Consider the following 23,471-nt stretch of genomic DNA (forward strand, 5'->3'; position numbering starts at 1 on the left):
TATTTCCATTACAATTCAATAAGATAAAAAATACACCATTCCGCAGACAATTCGTGCCATTTTTGATTATTCGTGCCTACGCGCAGCCCCGTTTAGCCCTCGTTTACTTTTCATTGGTATTGCCGGTGATATCCTTATTGAGAATATTCTCTCTATCAGGAAGCCATCGCACGCTTCGGCGCACTGCGCCCTGCTGATACATCCATAATAGAACCCACAAATTTCACGTTGCAATTGAGCGGCCTGCTGACGCCGCTCCAGCCAGCCACTGCGCAAGCCAGTGCAGCCAATCACGCGGCAACCTGAAAGACGGGAATAAAGCGATATAGATTTGCGAGGAGATCTCATGCCTACTGGCGATATTATGCGTGAACAGGCCGTCCTGACGCTGCCGTTGCGACAATGGGCGGCAGCGGAAGCATCCAGCGCGGTCAGCGAACTGGAACAGGGCAAGGTACTGTTTCTGCCCGAGCTGGCCTTCACCCTGTCTGAACAGGAAATGCCACTGCTGGATCCGACGTTGGTCGATCCGAAGCGCAAAAACATCAGCTATCAGCCGCTGTCCGGCAAGCTGACCGGCGTCGCCGTCGCGGAACGCCGGCAGCAGGTTCAGCAACTGCTGGAGCGCTATTACCAGTCGTGCCGCCAACTGATCGCCGGGCTGTTGCCCGAGTATCAGGAGGCGCTGCACCATCCGACCGGCAGCCTGCGTTTGCACCCGGTTTCCGCCTGGCGGGCGACCAGTTCCTGGCGCAAAGACGACAGCCGCCTGCACGTTGACGCTTTCCCGTCGCGCCCGAACTACGGCGAACGCATTCTGCGCATTTTTACCAACATCAACCCGCACGGCGAGCACCGCCAATGGCGTGTCGGTGAACCGTTCCCTGAGCTGGCGGCACGCTTTATGCCGCGCCTCGCACGCTACTCCGCCCTCAGCAGCTGGCTGCAGCATCAGGTGCGCATCACCAAGACCCGCCGCAGCCATTATGACCACCTGATGCTGCAGTTGCACGACGCCATGAAGGCCGACGGCGATTATCAGCAGCAGGGGCCGCAGCTGGCGCTGGCGTTTCCGCCGGGCAGCAGCTGGATTTGTTTCTCGGATCAAACGCCGCACGCCGCGATGGGCGGCCAGTTTATGCTGGAACAGACCTTCCTGTTGCCGGTGAACAAGATGCAGGATCCGCAGCGCTCGCCGCTGAAAGTGCTGGAACAGCTGCGCGGTCAGCCGCTGATCTGAATAGATTGCCGCCGCCGGGGCTGCCGGCGGCGGCAAACGCGTATTACGCCTCGAAGTCCCCCTGCTGGCGCGCCACCAGCGTCAGGATGCTGTACAGCGCCACCGGCTGCTGTTCCTGATTCAACACCTGCACATCCCACACCACCACGCCGTGCGGCCGATCCTCGGCGGTTTTTTGCGGCTTGCGGATTTTCTTCTTGCAGGTCAGCCGCACCTGAATGGTGTCGCCGATCTTCACCGGTTCGATAAAGCGCAGATTCTCCATGCCGTAGTTGGCGATCACCGGCCCGACGGCGGCATCGACAAACAGCCCGGCCGCGGCGGACACCACAAAGTAACCGTGCGCCACTCGCTCGCCGAACAGGGAATCGGCGGCGCCGATCTTGTCCATGTGCGCGTAGAAATGATCGCCGCTCAGGCAGGCGAAGTTGACGATATCCGCTTCGGTCACGGTGCGGCGCGCGGTCAACAGGCTGTCGCCCAGCTGCAGCTGCTCGAAGTATTTACGGAACGGATGTACCGGATGCTCGGCGACCGGCGCGCCGCGCACCCATTCACCGCCGATGGCCGCCAGCATCGCCGGGCTGCCCTGGATCGCCGTGCGCTGCATATAGTGCTTCACCGCACGCAGTCCGCCCAGCTCTTCCCCGCCACCGGCGCGCCCCGGGCCGCCGTGTACCAGCATCGGCAGTGGCGAACCGTGGCCGGTGGACTCCGCCGCCGCCTGTTCATCCAAAATCAGCATTCGGCCGTGGGCGCAGGCCGCCGCGCGAATGAAGCGCTTGGCCAACGTCGGATCGGCGGTCACCAGCGATCCCGCCAGGCTGCCCTGCCCCAGCAACGCCAATGCGATCGCCTGCTCGGTATCCGCATACGGCATCAGCGTTGCCACCGGCCCAAAGGCCTCGGTGCCGTGCACCGCCTGATGGGTGAACGGATCGGCGCAATACAGCAGGGTCGGTGGATAAAACGCCCCACCGCGCGCGCCGTCGCCCAGGATCTCCAGCTTATCCAGCGCCGCGCCACAGAGCGGTTCGCAGCCGTTGCGCAGCAGGAACTCTACCTTGCTTTGCACATCCTCACGCTGCTCGTGGCTGACCAACGCCCCCATGCGCACCGGCTCCAGCTGCGGGTCGCCCACCGTCACCCCCGCCAGGCGCTGCAACAAGGCCTGACGCACCGCCGTCACCTGCGCCGCCGGCACGATGATGCGGCGGATCGCAGTACATTTCTGCCCCGCCTTGGCGGTCATTTCACGGCACACTTCTTTGATGAACAGCGCAAACTCCGGCATCTCCGGCGTCACGTCCTCCGCCAGCACGCAGCAGTTGAGCGAATCCGCCTCCATGGTGAAGGCGATCGATTTTTCCAGCAGGCGCGGATGCGCACGCAGCCGCTGCCCGGTCTGCGCCGAGCCGGTGAAAGTCACCGCATCCTGATAATCCAGGTGCGCAAACATGTCGCCGACGCCGCCGCAAACCAACTGCAGCGCCCCTTCCGGCACCAGCCCACTGTCGACGATCAGCCTGACCATCGCCTGCGTCAGCTGCGCAGTAGCGGTGGCCGGCTTGATGATGGCCGGCATGCCCGCCAGCCAGGTCGGCGCCAGTTTTTCCAGCATGCCCCAGCACGGGAAGTTGAAGGCGTTGATGTGCAGCGCCACGCCAGGGCGCGAAGTGAGCACGTGGCGGGCGGCGAACTGCGCCTGTTTCGACAGCGGGATCAACTCGTCTTCCGGCCACAGCGTATCATCCGGCAGATCGCGGCCGGCCATGCCGGCATAGGCGAACAGCGTGGCGATGCCGCCTTCGATATCGACCCAGCCGTCGCTGCGCGTCGCACCGGTTTGATAGGAAATCTGATACAGCGCCTCTTTATGCGCCAGCAGGTGTTTCGCCACCGCTTTCAGCATCTGGGCGCGCTGCTGGAATGTCATGTTCGCCAGCGCCGGGCCGCCGTGGCTGCGGGCATAGCTCAGGCTCGCCGCTAACGGCAGGCCGTCGGAGCAGACCTGGTACAGCGCTTCGCCGGTCACGGCGTGACGGATCTCGCGGCCCTCTCCCTGCCCATACACCCAGGCGCCAGATAGATAACTGTGTAACTGCTGCATGTGCCCTCCAAAATTCATAAATTTTCACCCTACAGCTTAATTACGTATCACATAAATGCCAGTCAACGCCAAATCAAATTTTAACAAAAACAGAACAAAACCCGTTTTCAAGCCGCTTACCCTGTCATTAATACGGAATTGATGGTTTTATTTATCAAATTAAATCAATAAAATAACAAAAAACCTTGTGAGTGAACTCGCAAAACCACATGAATCTCGTTTGATCTTTTTGTTATCAGTTTGTAGCCTTATGGTTAGTTAAAGTGATTCACATTTTTATATCTAATGTGAAAAACACGAATCACCAAGAGGCGAGCATGACAACTGACGCACAATATCAGCAGCATTTCGACGACAAGATCGCGGCGGATATCGCCATTGAGGCCAAAGACTGGATGCCGGACGCCTACCGTCAGAACCTGATTCGGCAGATCGGCCAACACGCCCACTCGGAAGTCATCGGCATGCTGCCGGAAGCCAACTGGCTGACGCGCGCCCCCACGCTGCGCCGCAAGGCGGTGCTGCTGGCCAAAGTGCAAGATGAGGCCGGCCACGGTCTGTACCTCTACAGCGCCGCCGAGACCCTCGGCTGTTCGCGCCAGGACATCTACCAAAAGATGCTCGACGGCAAGATGAAGTATTCCTCCATCTTCAATTACCCCACGCTCAACTGGGCGGATATCGGCGTGATCGGCTGGCTGGTCGACGGCGCCGCCATCGTCAACCAGGTAGCGCTGTGCCGCGCCTCCTACGGCCCCTATGCGCGGGCGATGGTGAAAATCTGCAAAGAAGAAAGCTTCCACCAGCGCCAGGGCTACGAGGCGGTGATGGCGATGGCCAACGGCAGCGACACGCAGCGTGCCATGTTGCAGGACGCTATCGATCGCTTCTGGTGGCCGGTGCTGATGATGTTCGGCCCGAGCGACGCCGACTCCCCTCACAGCGCCCAGAGCATGGCGTGGAAAATCAAACGCCACAGCAACGATGAGCTGCGGCAGAAATTCGTCGACAACACCGTGCCGCAGCTTGAGGCGCTGGGCATGACGGCGCCAGACCCGAGTCTTACCTGGGACGAGGCCGCCGGCCACTATCGCTTCGGCGAGATCGACTGGAGCGAACTGCATGAAGTGATCAAAGGACGCGGCCAATGCAACCACGAACGTCTGCAGGCCAAACGCCGCGCCTGGGAAGACGGCGCCTGGGTGCGCGACGGCGCCATGGCCCACGCCGCGAAAAACGCCGCTTCCGCCGCATAGCCAACATAAGGAACCGAGATCATGAGCCACGTTGAATGGCCGCTGTATGAAGTGTTTATCCGCAGCAAACAAGGGTTGGCGCATCGCCACGTCGGCAGCCTGCACGCCGCCGACGACCAAATGGCGCTAGAAAACGCCCGCGACGCCTACACGCGCCGCAACGAAGGCTGTTCGATCTGGGTGGTGCAATCGCGCCATCTGATCGCCTCGCAGCCGGAAGATCGCGGCGCGTTCTTCGATCCGTCCGAAGACAAGATCTACCGTCATCCGACGTTTTACACCATCCCCGACGGCATCAAGAACATGTAGAGGCGACCATGACGGTTAACGATCCGCGCATCAGCTATTTGCTCCGCCAGGGCGACACGCCTCTGATCCTCGCCCAGCGTCTGTGCGCCTGGTGCGGCCACGCGCCCGAACTGGAAATCGATCTGGCGTTGGCCAACATCGGTCTCGATCTGCTCGGCCAGGCGCGCAACTTCCTGAGCTACGCCGCCGAACTGGCCGGGCCGCCCTGCAGCGAAGACAGCCTGGCCTTCGGCCGCGACGAACGCCAGTTTCATAACCTGTTGCTGGCGGAACAGCCGAACGGCGGTTTCAACGACACGCTGGTGCGTCAGTTCCTGCTCGATGCCTACCACGTACAGCTGCACCAGGCGCTGAGCCGCAGCCGCGATGCGCAGATCGCCGCCATCGCCGCCAAATCGTTGAAGGAGGCCGATTATCACCTGCGCTTCAGCCACGGCTGGATGATCCGCCTCGGTGACGGCAACGACATCAGCCACCGCAAGATCCAACAGTCGCTGGATAACCTGTGGCGCTTTACCGCCGAGCTGTTCCACGCCGACGCGTTGGAACTGGCGTTGGCGGAACAAGGCATCGCCGTCGATCCGCGCACGCTGCAGGCCCCCTGGCTAGCGCAGGTGGAAGAGACGCTGCGGCAGGCGACGCTGGCGCTGCCCGCCGAGCAGGCGTTCCGTCACGGCGGCAAGCAAGGTCAGCACAGCGAACACCTCGGCCCGTTGCTGGCGGAGATGCAGTTCCTGCAGCGCGCCTACCCAAACAGTCAGTGGTAGGAGGCCGCGATGAACGTCACTCGTTTGCAACCCGCCGAAATCCCGCAGATTTGGCACTGCCTGCAGCAGATCAGCGATCCCGAGCTGCCGGTGCTGTCGATCACCGATTTGGGCATGGTGCGCGACGTGGTACGCGACGGCAGCGGCTGGCGCGTGACCTTCACCCCAACCTATTCCGGCTGCCCGGCCACCGAATTTTTGCTCAACGCTATCGAGCAGCGGCTGGCGGCCGCCGGTTTCAGCCCGGTGCAGGTGGACATTCGCCTCAGCCCGGCCTGGACCACCGACTGGATGAACGCCGACGCCCGCGAGCGGCTGCGGCAATACGGCGTAGCGCCCCCGCAGGGCCACACCTGCGATCGGCCGCATGCCCACGGCCCGGTCGCCTGCCCGCGCTGCGGCAGCACCCACAGCGAGAAGATCAGCGAGTTCGGATCCACCGCCTGTAAAGCGCTGTACCGCTGCTGCGACTGCCGGGAACCGTTCGACTATTTCAAATGCATATAGGAGCGCTGACACCATGACGGTCTTTCATCGCCTGAGCGTCGCCGCCATCGAGCGCGAAACGCCTGACGCCGTAGCCATCACCCTGCGGGTGCCTGAAGAGCTGCAAAACCAATACCGCTATACCCCCGGCCAGCACCTGACGCTCAAGGCGCTAGTCAACGGCGAAGAACTGCGGCGTTGCTACTCCATCTGCAGTTCGCCGCAGGAAGGCCTGCTGCAGATCGGCGTAAAAGCGATTGATCAGGGCCGTTTCTCCGGCTTCGTCAACCGCATGCTGAAAGTCGGCGACGCACTGGAGGTGATGGTGCCGCAGGGGCGCTTCGGCTACCAGCCGCAGGCAGAGCGCCACGGCAACTACCTGGCGATCGCCGCCGGCTCCGGCATCACGCCGATGCTGTCGATCATCAAGGCGACGCTGCTGCTCGAACCGGGCAGCAGCTTCACCCTGATCTACGGCAACCGCAACAGCCGTTCAATGATGTTCAAAGAGGCGCTGTCGGATCTGAAAAACCGCTACCCGCAGCGTTTTCAGCCGCTGTACCTGTTCAGCCAGGAGAGCCTCGACAGCCCGCTGCTCAGCGGCCGCATCGACCGTGAACGCCTGGCGGCGATCGGCGGCGCGCTGCTGGATTTCCGCGACTATGACCACGCCTTCATCTGCGGGCCGGAATCGATGATGGACGACGCGCAAACCGTGCTGGAGCAGGCCGGCGTACCGGCCAATCACATCCACAGCGAACGCTTCAACACCAGCGGCCTGGTCACCCGCCCGCGCCACAGCGGCGATCGCAACGCTACCCGGGTGGCGATCCTGCTCGACGGCCGCCGGTTGGATATCGAGATCGGCGAACAGGACGACAGCATTCTCGATGCCGCGCTGCGCCAAGGCGCCGATCTGCCCTACGCCTGCAAAGGCGGCGTGTGCGCCACCTGCAAATGCCGTCTGAAGGCCGGCCAGGTGGAGATGGGCGTCAACTACAGCCTGGAGCCGGATCAGCTGGCGGCGGGCTACGTATTGAGCTGCCAGTCGTGGCCGAAAGGCGACGGCGTGGTATTGGACTTCGACGTCTAGGAGCCGCGATGGATACCCCGTTTATTTTGCATCAACAGCAGCACCGCGTGGTCACGCTGACGCTGCACCGCCCGGAGGCGCGTAATGCCCTGAGCACGCCGTGCCTGGAACAGCTGGTTGCCCGTCTGGAGCAGGCCGACGCCGACAGCGGCGTGGGCGCCGTGGTGATCGCCGGCGCGGCGCGCTTTTTCGCCGCCGGCGCCGATCTGCGCGAACTGCAACAGCAGGATCTGCCGGCCGCGCTGGCGGATCGCCGTCCGCAGCTGTGGCAGCGGCTGGCGCAGTTCAGCAAGCCGCTGCTGGCGGCGGTGAACGGCCATGCCCTGGGCGCCGGCTGCGAGCTGGCGCTGGCCTGCGACATCGTTATCGGCGGCGAAAGCGCCCGCTTCGGCCTGCCGGAGATCACCCTCGGCCTGATGCCGGGCGCCGGGGGCACCCAGCGCCTGATCCGCTGCGTCGGCAAGGCGCGCGCCAGCCAGATGGTGCTGACCGGCGAAGCCATCGACGCCCGCACTGCGTTGCAGGCTGGCCTGATCAGCGAAGTGTGCGTCGATGCCCTGACGCTGGAACGCACGCAGCAGATTGCCGATCGCATCAGCCGTCAGGCGCCGCTGGCGCTGCGCGCCGCCAAACAGGCGCTGAAACAGGCCGAGGAAATCGGTCTTAGCCAGGGGCTGGCGATGGAGCGTCAGCAATTTGTCACCCTGGCCGCCACCGACGATCGCCGCGAAGGCATCGCCGCCTTTTTCGAAAAACGTACGCCAAACTATCAGGGGCGCTGATTTATGGATAACGCATTGATTCTCAGCCATCTCGACGCCGGCGTGTTGACGCTGACCCTCAACCGGCCGGATCGGCTCAACAGCTTTAACGACGAGATGCATCGCCAACTGAGCGAAGCATTGACGCAAGCCGAGCGCGACGACAGCGTGCGCTGCCTGCTGATCGCCGGCGCCGGGCGCGGTTTCTGCGCCGGGCAAGATCTCAACGATCGCAACGTCAGCGCCGACCAACAGGCGCCGGATCTCGGCCTGTCGGTCGAACGTTTCTACAATCCCCTGATCCGTCGCCTGACCGCCCTGCCAAAGCCGGTGGTGTGCGCGGTCAACGGCGTGGCGGCCGGTGCCGGTGCCGCGTTGGCCCTGGCGTGCGATATCGTCATCGCCGCCGACAACGCCAGCTTTATTCAGTCGTTCTGCCGTCTGGGGTTGGTGCCTGACTCCGGCGGCAGCTGGTTCCTGCCGCGGCTGGCCGGCCACGCCCGCGCGATGGGCATGGCCTTGCTGGGTGACAAAATCAGCGCCCAGCAGGCGCTGGAATGGGGCATGATCTGGCAGGTGGTGCCGGCGGACGAGCTGGCCGACCGCACGCAAACGCTGGCGCGCCATCTGGCCACCCAGCCGACCTACGGCCTGGGACTGATCAAGAAAGCCCTCTACAGCTCGGCCACCAACAGCCTCGATCAGCAGCTCGATCTGGAGCGCGATCTGCAGCGATTGGGCGGCCGCAGCGACGACTACCGCGAAGGCGTCAGCGCGTTCTTTGCCAAACGCACGCCAAACTTCAGCGGGAAATAGCCATGAACGCGCTCCTTCTTAACGGCCAGGTGGCGGTGATCGGCGCCGGCACCATGGGCATCGGCATCGCCCAGGTGGCCGCCGCCGCCGGCCATCCGGTGCGGCTGTTCGACATCGCGCCCGCCGCCGCCCAGCGCGCGATCGACGATCTCGCTCGCCGCCTGCGCCAGCGGGTAGACGGCGGCAAGGCCGACGCCGCGACCACCGAAGCGCTGCTGGCGCGCCTCGAACGCGCCGACTCCCTCGAGCAGCTGGCCGACTGCGCGCTGGTGATTGAAGCGGTGGCGGAAAATCTGGCCATCAAACAGGGCCTGTTCCGCGATCTGGAGGCGCTCTGCTCGCCCACGACGCTGTTCGCCAGCAATACCTCTTCGCTGTCGATCACCGCCATCGCCGGGGCACTGCAACACCCGGAACGCATGGCCGGGCTGCACTTCTTCAACCCGGCGCCGCTGATGAAGCTGGTGGAGATCGTCAGCGGTCTGGAGACCGGCGCCGAGACCCTCGCCGCGCTGCAGGCCCTGGCGCAGCGCTGGGGTAAGCAGAGCGTCGTGTGCCGCTCGACGCCGGGATTTATCGTCAACCGCGTGGCGCGGCCGTTCTATGCCGAAACCCTGCGCGCGCTGGAGGAACGGGTAGCCGACGCCGCCACGCTGGACGCGGTATTGCGCGACGCCGGCGGTTTCGCCATGGGCCCGCTGCAGTTGACCGATCTGATCGGCCAGGACGTCAATTACGCCGTGACCGAATCGGTATATCAGGCCTTCTATCAGGATCCGCGTTTCACCCCCTCACTGGTGCAGCAGGAGCTGGTGGCCGCCGGGCGCCTCGGCCGCAAATCCGGCCGCGGCTTCTACCGCTACGACGCGCAACGGCCCGCCGCAGAGATGATCGCCTTTGCGCCGCCGGCGCAGGCCGCGCCGCCGCAACGCGTCACGCTGCACGGCGACTGGTCTTCACTGGCCGATTTGGCGGAACTGTTGATCGAAAATGCGGGGGCGATCAAACAACCTGGCCAGACCAGCCCGTACCTCACGATCGACGACGTTACAATGATGTTAACCAATGGTAAAACCGCCGGCCAACTGGCCGACGAACGTGGAACGCCCGTGGTGCTGTTCGATCTCTGTGCCGACTATGCGCATGCCTCCGCCATCGCCATCAGCTGCGCTGCGCAAAACGGCGCGCAACACAATGCCAACGCGATTCGCCTGCTGCAGTCCCTCGGCAAGCAGGTCATTCAACTGCCGGATTATCCCGGCCTGCTGACGATGCGCACTCTGGCCATGCTGGCCAACGAAGCGCTCGACGTGGTGAACAAAGGCGTCGCCGGCGCCGAAGATACCGATCTGGCGATGCTGCGCGGCGTCAACTATCCGCGCGGCCCGCTGGCCTGGGGCGCCGCACTCGGCTGGCGCCACATTCTGACGACGCTGGAAAACCTGCAACGCTATTACGGCGAAGCGCGCTATCGCCCGATGCCACTGCTGCGCCGCTACGCTTCCCCCGCCTCTTTCTCAGGAGCCGAACGATGACCGCCAATACGCCGCGCGCGCTGGCTCAGCGCTGCGCCGAACAGATGTTCCAGCAAGATACCTGCGCTCAGGCGATGGGGATGCATATCGACGCCGTCGATGCAGGGTACGCACAGGTCAGCATGACCGTCGGCCCGCAGATGCTCAATGGCCACCAGACCTGCCACGGCGGCCAGCTGTTCAGCCTGGCGGATACCGCCTTCGCCTACGCCTGCAACAGCCAGGGATTGGCGGCGGTGGCCTCCGGCTGCAGCATCGATTTCGTCCGCCCGGCACTGGCCGGCGATCGCCTCACCGCCAGCGCGGCGGTGCGCCACCAAGGCAAAGCCACCGGGCTGTACGACGTCGAGATCGTCAACCAACTGGGCAAAACCGTCGCCTGGTTCCGCGGCCGCGCGCACCGCCTCGGCCACAGTATTTTAGGAGATCAGGCATGAATCAGGCATTTATCTGCGACGGCGTGCGCACCCCGATCGGTCGCTATGGCGGCGCGCTGGCCCAGGTGCGCGCTGACGATCTCGCCGCCCTGCCGCTGCGCGTGCTGCTGGAACGCCATCCGCAGGTGGATTGGGCGCAGTTGGACGACGTGATCCTCGGCTGCGCCAACCAGGCCGGGGAAGACAACCGCAACCTGGCACGCATGGCGCTGCTGCTGGCCGGAGTGCCGATCGGCGTTTCCGGCACCACGGTGAACCGCCTGTGCGGTTCGGGCCTGGATGCGCTGGCGATGGCGGCGCGCAGCATCAAGGCCGGCGACGCCGGGTTGCTGCTGGCGGGCGGCGCGGAATCGATGACCCGTGCGCCGCTGGTGATGGGCAAGGCCGACAGCGCCTTCAGCCGCCAGGCGCAGCTGTACGACACTACCCTCGGCTGGCGCTTCGTCAATCCGCGGATGCAGGCCGAGTTCGGCACCGATTCGATGCCGGAGACCGCCGAAAACGTCGCGGCGCAGTTCAACATCAGCCGCGCCGATCAGGACGCCTTTGCGCTGCGCAGCCAGCAGCGCGCCGCCCGGGCGCAGGCGCTGGGTCACCTGGCGCAGGAGATAGCGCCGGTCAGCCTCACCGGTAAAAAAGGCGCGGTCACCCTGTTCAGCCAGGATGAACACCCGCGCGCCGACACCACCTTCGAGCAGTTGCAGGCGCTGAAAACCCCGTTCCGTCAGCCCGGCAGCGTCACCGCCGGCAACGCCTCGGGCCTGAACGACGGCGCGGCGGCGCTGATCGTCGCCTCTGAAGCGATGGCAGCACGCCAAGGCCTGACGCCGCGCGCGCGCATCGTTGCCACCGCCACCTGCGGCGTGGAACCGCGGCTGATGGGCATCGGCCCGCTGCCGGCCACCCGCAAGGTGCTGGAGATCGCCGGGCTGAGCCTGGCGCAGATGGACGTCATCGAATTGAACGAAGCGTTCGCCGCCCAGGCGTTGGCGGTGATGCGCCAGCTTGGCCTGCCGGACGATGCCCCGCAGGTTAACCCCAACGGCGGCGCGATCGCTCTGGGGCATCCGTTGGGCATGAGCGGCGCGCGCCTGGCGCTAGCCGCCCTGTTTGAACTGGAACGGCGAGCCGGCCGCTACGCCCTGTGCACCATGTGCATCGGCGTAGGCCAAGGCATCGCCATGATCATTGAGCGTGTCTGACCCCTGAGGCTAACCATGACAATAAATCCACAGCCCCTCGAAACGATCGAATTCGCCTCGCGCGATGAGATTGAAGCGTTGCAGTTGGCGCGTCTGAAGTGGACGCTGCACCACGCCTACGACAATGTGCCGATGTACAAACGCAAATTCGACCAGGCCGGCGTACACCCCGACGATCTCAAACAGCTGAGCGATCTGGCGCGCTTCCCCTACACCACCAAGCAGGATCTGCGCGACAACTACCCGTTCGACACCTTCGCGGTGCCGATGGAACAGGTGGTGCGCATCCACGCCTCCTCGGGCACCACCGGCCGCCCGACGGTGGTCGGTTACACCCAGCGCGACATCGATAATTGGGCCGATATCGTCGCCCGCTGCCTGCGCGCCGGCGGCGCCACCGCCAAAGACAAGGTGCACGTCGCCTACGGCTACGGCCTGTTCACCGGCGGCCTCGGCGCGCACTACGGCGCAGAGCGGCTCGGCGCGACGGTGATCCCGATGTCCGGCGGCCAGACGGAGCGCCAGGCGCAGCTGATCCTCGACTTCAAGCCCGACATCATCATGGTGACGCCGTCCTATTGCCTGACGCTGATCGACGAACTGGAGCGCAAAATGGGCGGCGATGCGCGCGGCTGCTCGCTGCGGCTCGGCGTGTTCGGCGCCGAACCCTGGACCGAAGCCCTGCGCCACGAGATCGAAACCCGCATGGGCATCAAGGCGCTGGATATTTACGGCCTGTCGGAAGTGATGGGGCCGGGCGTAGCGATGGAGTGTCTGGAGAGCGGCGGTGGCCCGACCATTTGGGAAGACCACTTCCTGCCGGAGATCATTTGCCCGGAAACCGGCATTGCCCTGCCGGACGGCGAGCACGGCGAACTGGTGTTCACCACCCTGACCAAAGAGGCGCTGCCGGTGATCCGCTACCGCACCCGCGATCTTACTCGGCTGCTGCCGGGCGACGCGCGCCAGATGCGCCGCATGGGCAAGATCACCGGCCGCTCCGACGACATGCTGATCATTCGCGGTGTCAACGTCTTCCCGTCGCAGGTGGAAGAGCAGATCATGCAGTTCGAGCAGCTGTCGCCGCACTACCAGCTGCAGGTCAGCCGCAGCGGGCATCTGGACACGCTGGCGGTGCGCGTCGAGCTCAAGGAGTCGGCGCTCAGCCTCAGCCACCAGCAGCGTTGCGATATCTGCCACCAGCTGCGCCACCACATCAAATCGATCGTGGGCGTCAGCACCGACGTCAGCATCGCCAACTGCGGCGATATTCCGCGCTCGGAAGGCAAGGCGCAGCGCGTGGTCGATTTGCGGCCGCGCTGAAGCGGACGGCGTCACGGATGACGCCGCCTTAAATTATGGTAATGTTATGGCTCATCGAAGGCTAACCCATGGAAAAATATGGAACATAAACTGGATGAGTTCATTCGCCATGCCGTCGACGCGCAGCCGATCAGCGGTACCTCGCTGATCATTTCGCTGTACGGCGACGCGCTCAGCCACCGCGGCGGCGAAGTGTGGCTCGGCAGCCTGAGCGCGCTGCTGGAGGCCTTCGGTTTCGGCGATCGCTTCGTGCGCACCTCGGTGTTCCGCCTGCAGAAAGAGGGTTGGCTGGCGGTGGAGAAAATCGGCCGCCGCAGCTTCTACCGCGTGACCGAGCAGGGAATGCGCCAGTTCCGCCACGCCGAATCGAAAATCTATCTGCGCGAGCAGCCCGCCTGGGACGGCAAGTGGGAGCTGTTGCTGCTGGAATGCGCCGAAAAAAACGCGCGCGCGCGGCTGAAAAAAGAGCTGGGCTGGCTCGGGTTCGGGCAGATCGCCAACAATCTGATGGCCGCCCCCACCCATGCGCAAACCGACGTGACGGCGCTGCTCGGCGAATTGAACGCCAGTGAGCAGGTGATCTACTTTCGCGCCGATTACCCCTACAACCGCTCCGAGCAAACGCTGCAAAAACTGGTGGCCGACTGCTGGTCGCTCAGCGATGTGGCGGCCGGCTATCACGAGTTTATCGTCTCCTTCCGGCCGCTGATGGCGCTGCTGCGCGAAGTCGACCCGGCGGCGCTGACGCCGCTGCGCGGTTTCCAGATTAAGCTATTATTGATTCACTTCTTCCGTCGCGTGGTGTTGAAAGATCCGCTGCTGCCGGACGCGCTGCTGCCCGCCCAGTGGGAGGGCCAAATCGCCCGTAATCTGTGCATCAATCTCTATCAGCAGGTCGATCGCGCCGCGACGGAGTACGTCAGTGCGCTGGCGGAGACCACCATCGGCGCCCTGCCCGCGCCGGCCGCCGGCTACTATCGGCGCTTCGGCGGCCTGCCGCGCGACCCTACATATTAAGGAACTCACGCTATGCCTGTGTATCAGATTGACGGCCTGACGCCGGTCGTTGACCCAAGCAGTTACGTGCACCCGACGGCGGTGCTGATCGGCGACGTGATCGTCGGCAAACACGTGTATATCGGCCCGAACGCCAGCCTGCGCGGCGATTTTGGCCGCCTGGTAATCTGCGACGGCGCCAACATTCAGGACAACTGCGTGATGCACGGCTTCCCGCAGCAGGACACGGTGGTGGAAGAAGACGGCCATATCGGCCACGGCGCCATCCTGCACGGCTGCCGCATTCGCCGCAACGCGATGGTGGGCATGAACGCGGTGGTGATGGACGGTGCGGAGATCGGCGAGAACACCATCGTCGGCGCGATGGCGTTCGTCAAAGCCGCGGCGGTGATCGAAGCCAACAAGCTGGTGGTCGGCAGCCCGGCGCGCGTGCTGCGCGATCTGACCGAACAGGAGCTGGCCTGGAAGATCGCCGGCACCCGCGAGTATCAGGATCTGGTACAGCGCTGCAAATCCTCGCTGCACGAAGTGGCGCCGCTGACCGAAATCGAACCGGGCCGCCAACGCCTGAGCTTCGGCGACCACCTGATCCCGAAAAGCCAGCTTTAATCCCCGGGGCTGAGATGCGCCTCAGCCCCTCCCCTTATTACTCCACCTCCGGCGCCTTGAACGGCGACGGTGTAGCCGCGCGGCGGCTCTGGAAGTGATAAGCCACCACCAGCAGCAAGGTGAACGGAATACCGAACCACAGCGTCATGCGGAAGAATTCGGTAAACGCCGTCGAGATCATCAGCGCCGCCATCAGCCCGGCGCCGAGCAAGGTGGTATAGGGAAAGCCCCACATGCGGAACTTCAGGTGGGTCTGCCGATGCCGGCGGCGGAAGAACAGGTGGGTGACGAAAATCATCAGCCAGGTAAAGCAGGCGCCATACACCGAGATAGACATCATGGCGGCGAACGAGGTTTCCGGCGCCACCAGGCTCAGCACGATGGACACCACGATACCGATGCACGACATCGCCAACGCATTGACCGGAATGCCGCGCCGGCTGACGCGCCCCAATGCCGCCGGCGCCTGCCCGGCACGCGACAGCGAGAACATCATGCGGGTGGTGATGTACAGCTGGCTGTTCATTGCCGACAGCGCTGCCACCAGCACGATAAAGTTGAAAATACCGGCGGCGGCGGGCAGATGGATCACGTTCATCGCCATCAGGAACGGGCTTTCGCCGGTGCCGGACTGGCGCCAGGGCACGATGGCCAGCATCAGGGCGATCGACAGCATGTAGAAGATGAACAGCCGCACGATGGTGCCCTTGAACGCCGCCTTTACCGCAATCACCGGATTTTTCGCCTCGCCGGCGGCCACCGCAATCATTTCAATGCTCAGGTAGCTGAAGATGGACACGATCACCGCGAACCACATGCCCTTGACGCCAAACGGCATGAAGCCGCCGGCGGTCAGGTTGCGCAGGCCGTAGGCCGGGTTGCCCGAGAATGCCAGAATGCCGATGCCGATCAGAATAAACGCCACGATCGCCGTCACTTTGACGGTGGACAGCGCGTATTCCACCTGGCCGAACGACTTCACCCCGATCACGTTGACGACGATCACCGCCGCCGAGAACAGCAGCACCCACGGCCAGGTCGGCGTCGCCGGGAACCAGAACTGCATGTACATGCCGATGGCGGTGACTTCGGTACCCACCGCCAGCACCACACAGGACCAGTAAGAATAACGCACCAGAAAACCGAACAGCGGGCCGAGATAGAATTCGGCGTAGTCGCCGAACGAGCCGGGCGTCGGGTGTTCGGAGGTCATCTCCGCCAGGCTGCCCATCAGCAGCAGCGCAATGACGCCGCCGATCAGGTAGCTCAACAATACCGACGGCCCCGCCATCTGAATGGCGTAGGCGCTGCCGAGAAACAGCCCGGTGCCGATGGCGCCGCCGATCGCCAGCATCGACATCTGCCCGGCGGTAAGATGCTTGTTCAACCCGCCCTGACGGCGGGCGATATGCTCAAAATCATTCATCTGTGGCATGGCTGTGCCCCCGGGCGGAGTTAGGCGGTACGGGTGACGTCGAGAATGGCGGCGGTCACATAGTCAATGTTGCCGGGATTGAGCCCCGGCAGGCACATGCGGCCGGGCGAGACCAGATAGATGGCATAGCGCTGCCGCAGGGTCTGCAGCTGCGCTTCGTTCAGGCCGGTATAGCTGAACATGCCGCGCTGATCGCGAATACGCCGGTGATCCAGCGAAGAGCCACCCTGCGCCAGCCCGGCGGCCAGCTGTTCACGCATTTGCTTGATGCGCGAGCGCATTTCCGCCAGCTCATTGCGCCAACGTTCACCCAGTTCGGCGTCGCCGAGCAGGGTTTCCACGATCTGGCTGCCGTGCGTCGGCGGGCAGGAGTAGCTGCGGCGGATCAGCGTTTTTAACGCGCCTTTGACGTTGGCGGCATTTTCCGCGTCGGCGCAGCGCACCGACAGCGCGCCCAGACGCTGGCCGTACAGCGCGACGTTTTTGGAAAACGAATTGCAGACCAAAAACGGCAGATCGGTTTTCAGCGCTTCGCGCAACGCAAAGCAGTCCTCCTCCAGCCCGTCGCCGAAGCCCTGATAGGCGATATCGAACAGCGGCAGCAGGCTGCGTCGCTGCAGCACGGCGAGCGTGGCGCGCCACTGCTCCGCCGTCAGATCGGTGCCGGTCGGGTTATGGCAACAAGGATGCAACAGGACCACGCTGCCCGGCGGCAGGCTGTCCAACGCGTCGAGCATGGCGGCGAAACGCAGGCCGCCCGCCGCTTCATCAAAGTAGGGATAGGTATTCACCCGCAGCCCGGCGCCTTCGAAAATCGCCCAGTGATTGGCCCAGGTGGGATCGGACACCCAAATTTCACCGCGCGCCAGAAAGTGGCGCAAAAAATCCGCCGCCAGCTTCAGCGCGCCGGAGCCGCCGACGGTCTGCACCGTGGCGATCTCGGCCGCCTGTTGCTCGCCGAACAGCAGCGCCTGCACCTGGCGAGCGAACTGCGGCGAACCTTCGATCGGCGGATAACCGTGCGGGCGACGCAGCGCCAGCAACCGCTGCTCGGCGGCCTCGACCGCCTGCATCAGCGGAATATTTCCCTGCCGGTCGTAATACAGACCGATACCTAAATTCACTTTCTGCGGATTGGGGTCCTGCAAATAAGCTTCCATCAGCGACATAATAGGATCGGCCGCGGAAGGTGCAATCTGTTTAAACATGACGCATCCTTAACTCGTTATTGAATTAATATAAAGACGAACTTAAGAAGAAATTAAATCAGGCGATGGCGCTGACGGTAATTTCTATTTTCATTCCCGGCACCACCAATTTTTCGACAATAACCGTGGAGCGGTTGGGATAAGGATAATTAAAGTATTTCCGGTAAATCTCATCGAGACATTTAACGTCGTTGACGTCGGTAAGATACACGATCACCTGCAGCACCTTATCGCTGTGGCTGCCCGCCGCCTTCAACGTCTGCGCCAGGTTATCGAAGGTTAACGCAATCTGTCGCTCCGGCGCGCCGGTCTCGATGCTGCTGTCCGCCCGCACCGGGCCGTGAGCGGTAAACAGCATGCCGCCGCCCCGGGTGGCCCAGGAAAAAGGCTGGCCGATCTCCGGCAGCCCGGTCTCTACGATCTCGCGCATGTCAGTGGTTCCCGTGGTGGTTAAGTTGGCGAAGCAGCGCGCCGTCGGCGGCGAACAACGCATCCAGAATGGTGAAATGATTGGCGCCGGGCACCGCGACCAGTTCTGCCGACAACCCGCGTTGGCGCAGCGCCGCATGATAGTGTTGCGACTGGCCTCTCAGTTCCGGCAGCTCCAATGCGCCGTAATACAGCGTAAGCGGCTTGCCGCGCGTCGGCAGGTGGCGCGCCGGGCTGAGCGTTTCAATTTGCCGCGCAGTCAGCTGCAGCGCCCGATTGACATAGCTTTGTTGCAGCGGCGCCAGCTCGAACAGGCCGCTGATGGGAAAGACCGCATCCACCAACGCATGCTGCTGCCAAAACGCCGCCAGATGGCCGCCGGCGGAATGGCCACACAGATGCACCGGATAGGCATAGTGCGGCGGCAGACGGCGCTGAATGGCATTCAACGCCACACCGATCTGTCGGCATATTTCGTCGAGATCCACCGCCGGCGCGAGCGCATATTCCACCAACACCACGTCAAAACCCAACGCCAACGGCCCGGCGGCGATAAAGGCGAAATCTGCCTTATCGCAGAATTGCCAATAGCCGCCGTGAATAAAAATTAACGTCCCCTGATGCTGCTTTGCAGAATAGAGCCAATCCAATGTTTCGCGTTCGCCGTTGCCATAAGCAATATTATTTTCATGGCGCGTCTGTTTATAAACAGCCGCACTGCGGGTTTGAAATGAAGTCAAAATAGCCGCTTCATTATCCACCGTGGCGCCGTTGTCATAACTCCCCGCAAGTGGTTTCATATATTAAACTTCGTTTATTATTTAAGATGTGAATTAACTATTAGCACCGGCAACATTATTGTCAAGACGGGCGCATCAGCAATGCGCGCCCGGTAAAATAAAACCTGATGAATAATGAAAAAGTTTAACCCATGAAACTTTTTGCGCTTATTTCCCCCGCCCACCCGGCTGAATTTGCGGCAAGGCGCTGAGCCGTTCAAATGCATAATCCCAAAAGACGCGCACCTTCAGCGGCATGTGCTGCGCCTGCTGCGCCACCAGCTGTACCGGCATAGGCAACGGCTCGTGATCCGTCAACAGCCGCACCAGCGTACCGGCGGCCAAATCGTCCGCCACCTGATACGAGAGCAACCGGGCGACGCCCTTGCCGGCGCGCACCGCCAGCAGTTGCGCTTCCACATCATTCAGCAATAGCCGGGGAGTCAATCGCACCCGCTCGCCGTTTTCCTGCGGGCCGAAGCGCCATTCGCGCAGCGACGGCCGCTGGGTGCCGACGATAGTGGCATGTTCCGCCAGCTGCGCCGGTGAGCGCGGTTTCCCCCAACGCGCCAGATAATCCGGGCTGGCGACCGTCACCCGGCTGACCTGCCCCAGCCGCCGCGCCACGCGCGAAGAGTCCTGCAGATGACCGATGCGCACCGCGATATCCAATCCTTCGTCAATCAGATCGAGATTGCGATCGTTCAATACCATTTCGATCTGCATCTGCGGGTAATCATCGAGAAACGCCATCACCACCGGCGCCACGTAGCGGCGGCCGAACTGCACCGGCGAAGTGACGCGCAGCAAGCCGCTCAGCTGCGCTTCGGCGGTATCCTGCACCACCGCCTGATAATCCTGCAGCAGCTGTTGCGCGCGTTCCAACAGCCGCATACCCGCTTCGGTGGGCGCCAGCCGCCGGGTCGTTCGCTCCACCAATCGGGTGCCGAAACGCTGTTCCAGCGCGGCGATCGCCCGGGTGATCGCCGGCGCCGAACGCCGCAGTTTGCGCCCGGCCGCCGCCAGGCTGCCTTGCTGCACCACCGCCACGAAGATCGCCAACTCGTCTAACCGATCCATAGATTCTTCCGAAAAATGAAATTATCAATTTCCACATTGCCGGATTTCGCTCGTTCAGCGCAAGAGTATGCTGACAAAAAGCACTGAGGAGAAACGCCATGTCCACCATCACACTCTACGGCACCCCGCTTTCCGGCCACGTTCATCGCGTGGCGTTGCTGCTGCGTATGCTGGCGCTGCCCTATGCATGGGTCGAAGCCTCGGCGGACGTACGGCAGAGCGCAGCCTTCCGCCGGCTCAATCCGTTCGGCCAGATCCCGGTCTTGCAGGATGGCGATCTGACGCTGGCCGATAGCAACGCCATTCTGGTCTATCTGGTGAAGCGCTATGCGCCGGACAGTCACTGGCTGCCGGAACAGCCGGCGGCGGCCGCGCGGGTGCAGGCCTGGCTTTCCAAAGCCGCCGGTGAAGTTCGCTACGGCCCGGCCTCTTGCCGACTGATCGCCCAATTCGCGGTGCCGGAGGATTATCAGGCGGCGCGGGCGGTCAGCGATCGTTTTCTGCCGCAGATGGAACAGCATCTGAGCGAGCGGGACTACCTGGCCACCGAACAGCCCACCATCGCCGATCTGGCCTGCCACAGCTACGTAGCGGTCGCGGCCGAAGGCGGCATTTCGTTGGCGCCTTACCCTGCGATACGGCGCTGGGCGGCGCGCATCGTTGCACTGCCCGGCTTCTTTGCCATGCCGGCCCTGCCGGAACCGGCGGCGAGCTGACGCCATGATCCCGCAACTGTTCCATCCGGATGAGCTGCGCGCACAGACGCTGGCCGGGTTTGGCGGCGTAGGCGGCGGCATCTACCCCGCGATGCCGGATCAGCACCGCGCGTTTTTCGCCGCGCTGCCCTACCTGTTCGTCGCCACGCTGGATGAACAAGGCTGGCCCATCGCCACCCTGTTTACCGGCCCGCCCGGATTTTTACGCACGCCGGACGACACGCATTTACGCATCAGCGCGCCGCGCCGCAGCGACGATCCCGCCCAGGCGCTGTTGCTGCCCGGCAAGCCGGTCGGCGCGCTGGGGCTGGATTTCAGCAACCGGCGGCGCAACCGCGCCAACGGCGCCGTCAGCCGCACCGACAAAAACCGGGTGGAAATCCTCGTTCAGCAAAGCTTCGGCAACTGCCCGCAGTACATTCAGCGCCGCGAACTCTACCCGGTGGACAGCCGGCCGCAGCCGGTTGAGCATTTAGCCTCGCTGGATGTGGCGGCGCAGGCGCTGATCCGCGCCGCGGACACCTGCTTCGTCGCCAGCGGCTCGCACCTGGCACTGGCGCAGGGCGGCGTGGATATTTCCCATCGCGGCGGCCGCCCCGGCTTTATCCATCTGGAAGGCGACACGCTGTGGATGCCGGATTTTCGCGGCAACCGCTACATGAACACGCTGGGCAATCTGCTGGCCGAACCGCGGGCGGCGCTGCTGTTCATCGATTTTAAACGCGGCGACGTGCTGCATCTGCAGGGGGAAACGCAGATCCTCTGGCAAACGGAGGGGCATCCCGCCGTTGAAGGCGCAGAACGCTATTGGCGGTTTGACGTGCGCCGCGCCTGGCGTTTTGCGGCAGCGCTGCCGTGGCGGGGACGAAATCTGGAGTATTCGCCGGCAACGCTGGCGACCGGGGTGTGGCACCGCTGAAATGAAAAGCCCCGCTGCGGCGGGGCTGGATCGGAAATTACAGGCTGTGTTCGGCCGCCGATGCGGCCTGATAAAGCTGACGAAAATAATTCAACCGCGCAAAGAACAGGCGGCTTTGCTGCTCCGACATATTGCCGGCCACCTGCCCGGCGTCAATCTGCCGCCCTTGCCATTCCATCAGAGCGATGCTCGACGCCAAAAAATCCATTTCGCTGCCGTAGGCCGCGAGATGTCTGTCCACTGATTTCATCATTCGCACACTCCTTTTAATTACATCGAAAAGGGTCATATGCCTGCTCTTTCAGTATCGGCCCGACGGAGGATATTTTTTGTACAGAAGGTGCGCATAAAGAAAACGACCATCTTGTTGCCGCGCGGGCAAACGGCGGCGGCAAAATTTGCTAGGGTAAAGGGTAGCCGTATGGGATAGACCACTCTGTTGAACTCAGGAAAGAAGGAAGAGACTCATGAGCACCAGCATCTGCGCTACCCTCAAGGATCCCACGCTGTTCCGCGAGGCCAACTACATCGACGGGCAATGGTTGCCGGCCCAGGAAGGCCGTTCGATCGCCATTCATAACCCCGCCAACGGAGAACGGGTCGGCCACGTACCGGCCTTCGGCGCCGAAGAAACCGCTCGCGCCATCGCCGCCGCCAGAAAAGCGCTGCCCGCCTGGCGCGCGCTGACCGCCAAAGAGCGCGCCGGCAAGCTGCGGCGGCTGTTTGAATTGATGATGGAAAATCAGGAAGATCTGGCGCGCATCATGACGGCGGAACAGGGCAAACCGCTGGCCGAAAGCCGCGGTGAAATCGCCTATGCCGCCTCCTTTATCGAATGGTTCGCCGAAGAAGGCAAACGGGTCTACGGCGACACCATTCCGCAGCCGCAGGCCGGTCGCCGCATCATCGTGCAAAAAGAGCCGATCGGCGTGTTCGCGGCCATCACCCCGTGGAACTTCCCGGCGGCGATGATCACCCGCAAAGCCGGCCCCGGCTGGGCCGCCGGCTGCACCGGGGTGATCCGCCCCGCCAGCCAGACCCCGTTCTCGGCGCTGGCGATCGCCGTGCTGGCGGAGCGCGCCGGGCTGCCAGCCGGGGTATGCAACGTGATAACAGGCCCCAGCAAAGGCATCGGCGGCGAACTCACCGCCAACCCGGACGTGCGCAAACTCTCCTTCACCGGCAGCACCGAAGTCGGCGCGCAGCTGCTGGCCCAGTGTGCGCCCACCATCAAGAAAACCAGTATGGAGCTGGGCGGCAACGCGCCGTTTATCGTGTTTGATGACGCCGATCTGGACGCCGCCGTGGCCGGCGCGGTCGCCTCAAAATACCGCAACGCCGGCCAGACCTGCGTCTGTACCAACCGTTTTCTGGTGCAGGACGGCGTATACGATGCGTTCGCCGCCAAGCTGAAAGCCGCCGTCGCCAAGCTGAAAGTCGGCAACGGCCTGGATGATGGCGTCACCATCGGCCCGTTGATTAACTCGGACGCGGTGGAGAAAGTGCGCGAGCATATCGCCGACGCCGTCGAGCACGGCGCCTCGGTGCTGTTGGGCGGCAAGCCTGACGCGCTGGGCGGCAATTTTTTCACCCCGACTATCCTGACCGATGTGCCGCGCACGGCGAAAATCTTCCGTGAGGAGACGTTCGGCCCGGTGGCGCCCTTGATCCGCTTCAGCCAGGAGGCCGACGCCGTCGAACTGGCCAACGACACGCCGTTCGGCCTGGCCGCTTACTTCTACAGCCGCGACATCGGCCGGGTGATGCGCGTGGCCGAAGCGCTGGAGTACGGCATTGTCGGCATCAACGAAGGGCTGATTTCCACCGAAGTGGCGCCGTTCGGCGGCATGAAGCACTCCGGTTTGGGCCGCGAAGGCTCAAAATACGGCATCGAGGACTATCTCGAAATCAAATACCTGTGCCTCGGCGGTTTGGGCGCCTGAT

General features: G+C 63.3%; 24 protein-coding genes. 17 read left to right on the top strand and 7 right to left on the bottom strand.

The genetic code is table 11. From position 1 onward, the window contains the following. The first annotated feature begins 346 nt into the window (after window positions 1-346). Window positions 347-1,240, top strand: a complete 894-nt coding sequence (locus tag FOT55_RS20755; RefSeq protein ID WP_025303361.1) for a Kdo hydroxylase family protein — start codon at window positions 347-349, stop codon at window positions 1,238-1,240. Window positions 1,241-1,283: 43 nt separating this feature from the next. On the opposite strand, the gene paaZ is transcribed toward FOT55_RS20755, so the two are convergent. Further along, window positions 1,284-3,350 carry a phenylacetic acid degradation bifunctional protein PaaZ gene (paaZ, locus tag FOT55_RS20760; RefSeq protein WP_043140527.1) on the bottom strand — a complete coding sequence of 689 codons (2,067 nt, stop codon included), beginning with the start codon at window positions 3,348-3,350 and terminating at the stop codon, window positions 1,284-1,286. A 317-nt stretch (window positions 3,351-3,667) separates the two neighbouring features. Here paaZ and paaA point away from each other — a divergent pair, with 317 nt between their 5' ends. From paaA to paaY, 13 genes are all read left to right on the top strand, one after another. Then, window positions 3,668-4,606, top strand: a complete 939-nt coding sequence (gene paaA / locus FOT55_RS20765) for a 1,2-phenylacetyl-CoA epoxidase subunit PaaA (RefSeq protein ID WP_033647856.1) — start codon at window positions 3,668-3,670, stop codon at window positions 4,604-4,606. Between the two features lie 21 nt (window positions 4,607-4,627). Further along, window positions 4,628-4,915, top strand: coding sequence for a 1,2-phenylacetyl-CoA epoxidase subunit PaaB (paaB, locus tag FOT55_RS20770; protein WP_004935173.1), 288 nt, complete (start codon window positions 4,628-4,630; stop codon window positions 4,913-4,915). An 8-nt stretch (window positions 4,916-4,923) separates the two neighbouring features. Then, window positions 4,924-5,682, top strand: a complete 759-nt coding sequence (gene paaC, locus FOT55_RS20775; protein WP_049209445.1) for a 1,2-phenylacetyl-CoA epoxidase subunit PaaC — start codon at window positions 4,924-4,926, stop codon at window positions 5,680-5,682. 9 nt (window positions 5,683-5,691) lie between these two features. Next, the gene (gene paaD / locus FOT55_RS20780) at window positions 5,692-6,189 is read left to right on the top strand and encodes a 1,2-phenylacetyl-CoA epoxidase subunit PaaD (RefSeq protein WP_025303365.1); all 498 of its coding nucleotides are present in this window, start codon (window positions 5,692-5,694) and stop codon (window positions 6,187-6,189) included. A 13-nt stretch (window positions 6,190-6,202) separates the two neighbouring features. After that, window positions 6,203-7,261, top strand: a complete 1,059-nt coding sequence (gene paaE, locus FOT55_RS20785; protein ID WP_049295906.1) for a 1,2-phenylacetyl-CoA epoxidase subunit PaaE — start codon at window positions 6,203-6,205, stop codon at window positions 7,259-7,261. 8 nt (window positions 7,262-7,269) lie between these two features. Then, complete coding sequence (gene paaF, locus FOT55_RS20790) at window positions 7,270-8,043, top strand: 2,3-dehydroadipyl-CoA hydratase PaaF (protein ID WP_147823956.1); 774 nt, start codon at window positions 7,270-7,272, stop codon at window positions 8,041-8,043. Window positions 8,044-8,046: 3 nt separating this feature from the next. Continuing rightward, window positions 8,047-8,838, top strand: coding sequence for a 2-(1,2-epoxy-1,2-dihydrophenyl)acetyl-CoA isomerase PaaG (gene paaG / locus FOT55_RS20795; protein ID WP_043140507.1), 792 nt, complete (start codon window positions 8,047-8,049; stop codon window positions 8,836-8,838). A gap of 2 nt (window positions 8,839-8,840) precedes the next feature. Beyond that, window positions 8,841-10,373 (top strand): 3-hydroxyacyl-CoA dehydrogenase, encoded by a 1,533-nt coding sequence (locus FOT55_RS20800; protein WP_147823957.1) that lies wholly within the window; start codon window positions 8,841-8,843, stop codon window positions 10,371-10,373. Then, window positions 10,370-10,810, top strand: coding sequence for a hydroxyphenylacetyl-CoA thioesterase PaaI (gene paaI, locus FOT55_RS20805; protein WP_147823958.1), 441 nt, complete (start codon window positions 10,370-10,372; stop codon window positions 10,808-10,810). Before FOT55_RS20800 ends, paaI begins: the two co-directional genes overlap by 4 nt. Beyond that, window positions 10,807-12,012 (top strand): 3-oxoadipyl-CoA thiolase, encoded by a 1,206-nt coding sequence (gene pcaF / locus FOT55_RS20810; protein ID WP_025303370.1) that lies wholly within the window; start codon window positions 10,807-10,809, stop codon window positions 12,010-12,012. Before paaI ends, pcaF begins: the two co-directional genes overlap by 4 nt. A gap of 15 nt (window positions 12,013-12,027) precedes the next feature. Next, the gene (gene paaK / locus FOT55_RS20815) at window positions 12,028-13,335 is read left to right on the top strand and encodes a phenylacetate--CoA ligase PaaK (protein WP_016927188.1); all 1,308 of its coding nucleotides are present in this window, start codon (window positions 12,028-12,030) and stop codon (window positions 13,333-13,335) included. A 78-nt stretch (window positions 13,336-13,413) separates the two neighbouring features. Then, window positions 13,414-14,352, top strand: a complete 939-nt coding sequence (gene paaX, locus FOT55_RS20820) for a phenylacetic acid degradation operon negative regulatory protein PaaX (protein ID WP_025303371.1) — start codon at window positions 13,414-13,416, stop codon at window positions 14,350-14,352. Window positions 14,353-14,364: 12 nt separating this feature from the next. Next, window positions 14,365-14,961 (top strand): phenylacetic acid degradation protein PaaY, encoded by a 597-nt coding sequence (paaY, locus tag FOT55_RS20825; RefSeq protein ID WP_021505794.1) that lies wholly within the window; start codon window positions 14,365-14,367, stop codon window positions 14,959-14,961. 37 nt (window positions 14,962-14,998) lie between these two features. On the opposite strand, the gene FOT55_RS20830 is transcribed toward paaY, so the two are convergent. The 5 genes from FOT55_RS20830 to FOT55_RS20850 all read right to left on the bottom strand — a co-directional run bounded on the left by FOT55_RS20830 (window position 14,999) and on the right by FOT55_RS20850 (window position 19,892). Further along, window positions 14,999-16,396 carry an amino acid permease gene (locus tag FOT55_RS20830; RefSeq protein ID WP_025303372.1) on the bottom strand — a complete coding sequence of 466 codons (1,398 nt, stop codon included), beginning with the start codon at window positions 16,394-16,396 and terminating at the stop codon, window positions 14,999-15,001. 20 nt (window positions 16,397-16,416) lie between these two features. Further along, window positions 16,417-17,604, bottom strand: coding sequence for an amino acid aminotransferase (locus FOT55_RS20835; protein ID WP_147823959.1), 1,188 nt, complete (start codon window positions 17,602-17,604; stop codon window positions 16,417-16,419). A 58-nt stretch (window positions 17,605-17,662) separates the two neighbouring features. Then, window positions 17,663-18,034 (bottom strand): RidA family protein, encoded by a 372-nt coding sequence (locus FOT55_RS20840; RefSeq protein ID WP_147823960.1) that lies wholly within the window; start codon window positions 18,032-18,034, stop codon window positions 17,663-17,665. Window position 18,035: 1 nt separating this feature from the next. Next, on the bottom strand, window positions 18,036-18,833 hold the full coding sequence (locus tag FOT55_RS20845; protein ID WP_043140036.1) for an alpha/beta hydrolase: 798 nt from the start codon (window positions 18,831-18,833) through the stop codon (window positions 18,036-18,038). A gap of 147 nt (window positions 18,834-18,980) precedes the next feature. After that, window positions 18,981-19,892, bottom strand: a complete 912-nt coding sequence (locus FOT55_RS20850; protein ID WP_147823961.1) for a LysR family transcriptional regulator — start codon at window positions 19,890-19,892, stop codon at window positions 18,981-18,983. Between the two features lie 98 nt (window positions 19,893-19,990). On the opposite strand from FOT55_RS20850, the gene FOT55_RS20855 reads away from it, so the two are divergent. Further along, window positions 19,991-20,608 carry a glutathione S-transferase family protein gene (locus FOT55_RS20855; protein WP_049203978.1) on the top strand — a complete coding sequence of 206 codons (618 nt, stop codon included), beginning with the start codon at window positions 19,991-19,993 and terminating at the stop codon, window positions 20,606-20,608. Window positions 20,609-20,612: 4 nt separating this feature from the next. Further along, window positions 20,613-21,527: a pyridoxamine 5'-phosphate oxidase family protein gene (locus FOT55_RS20860; protein WP_147823962.1), complete on the top strand. Its 915-nt coding sequence runs from the start codon at window positions 20,613-20,615 to the stop codon at window positions 21,525-21,527. 37 nt (window positions 21,528-21,564) lie between these two features. Here the strand turns inward: FOT55_RS20860 and FOT55_RS20865 are convergent, their stop codons facing one another. Continuing rightward, window positions 21,565-21,780 carry a glycogen synthase gene (locus FOT55_RS20865; protein WP_004935234.1) on the bottom strand — a complete coding sequence of 72 codons (216 nt, stop codon included), beginning with the start codon at window positions 21,778-21,780 and terminating at the stop codon, window positions 21,565-21,567. 214 nt (window positions 21,781-21,994) lie between these two features. Here FOT55_RS20865 and gabD point away from each other — a divergent pair, with 214 nt between their 5' ends. Next, on the top strand, window positions 21,995-23,470 hold the full coding sequence (gene gabD, locus FOT55_RS20870; RefSeq protein WP_025303379.1) for an NADP-dependent succinate-semialdehyde dehydrogenase: 1,476 nt from the start codon (window positions 21,995-21,997) through the stop codon (window positions 23,468-23,470). Window position 23,471 lies beyond the last annotated feature (1 nt).

It is taken from the genome of Serratia bockelmannii, assembly GCF_008011855.1.
GTDB lineage: Bacteria > Pseudomonadota > Gammaproteobacteria > Enterobacterales > Enterobacteriaceae > Serratia > Serratia bockelmannii.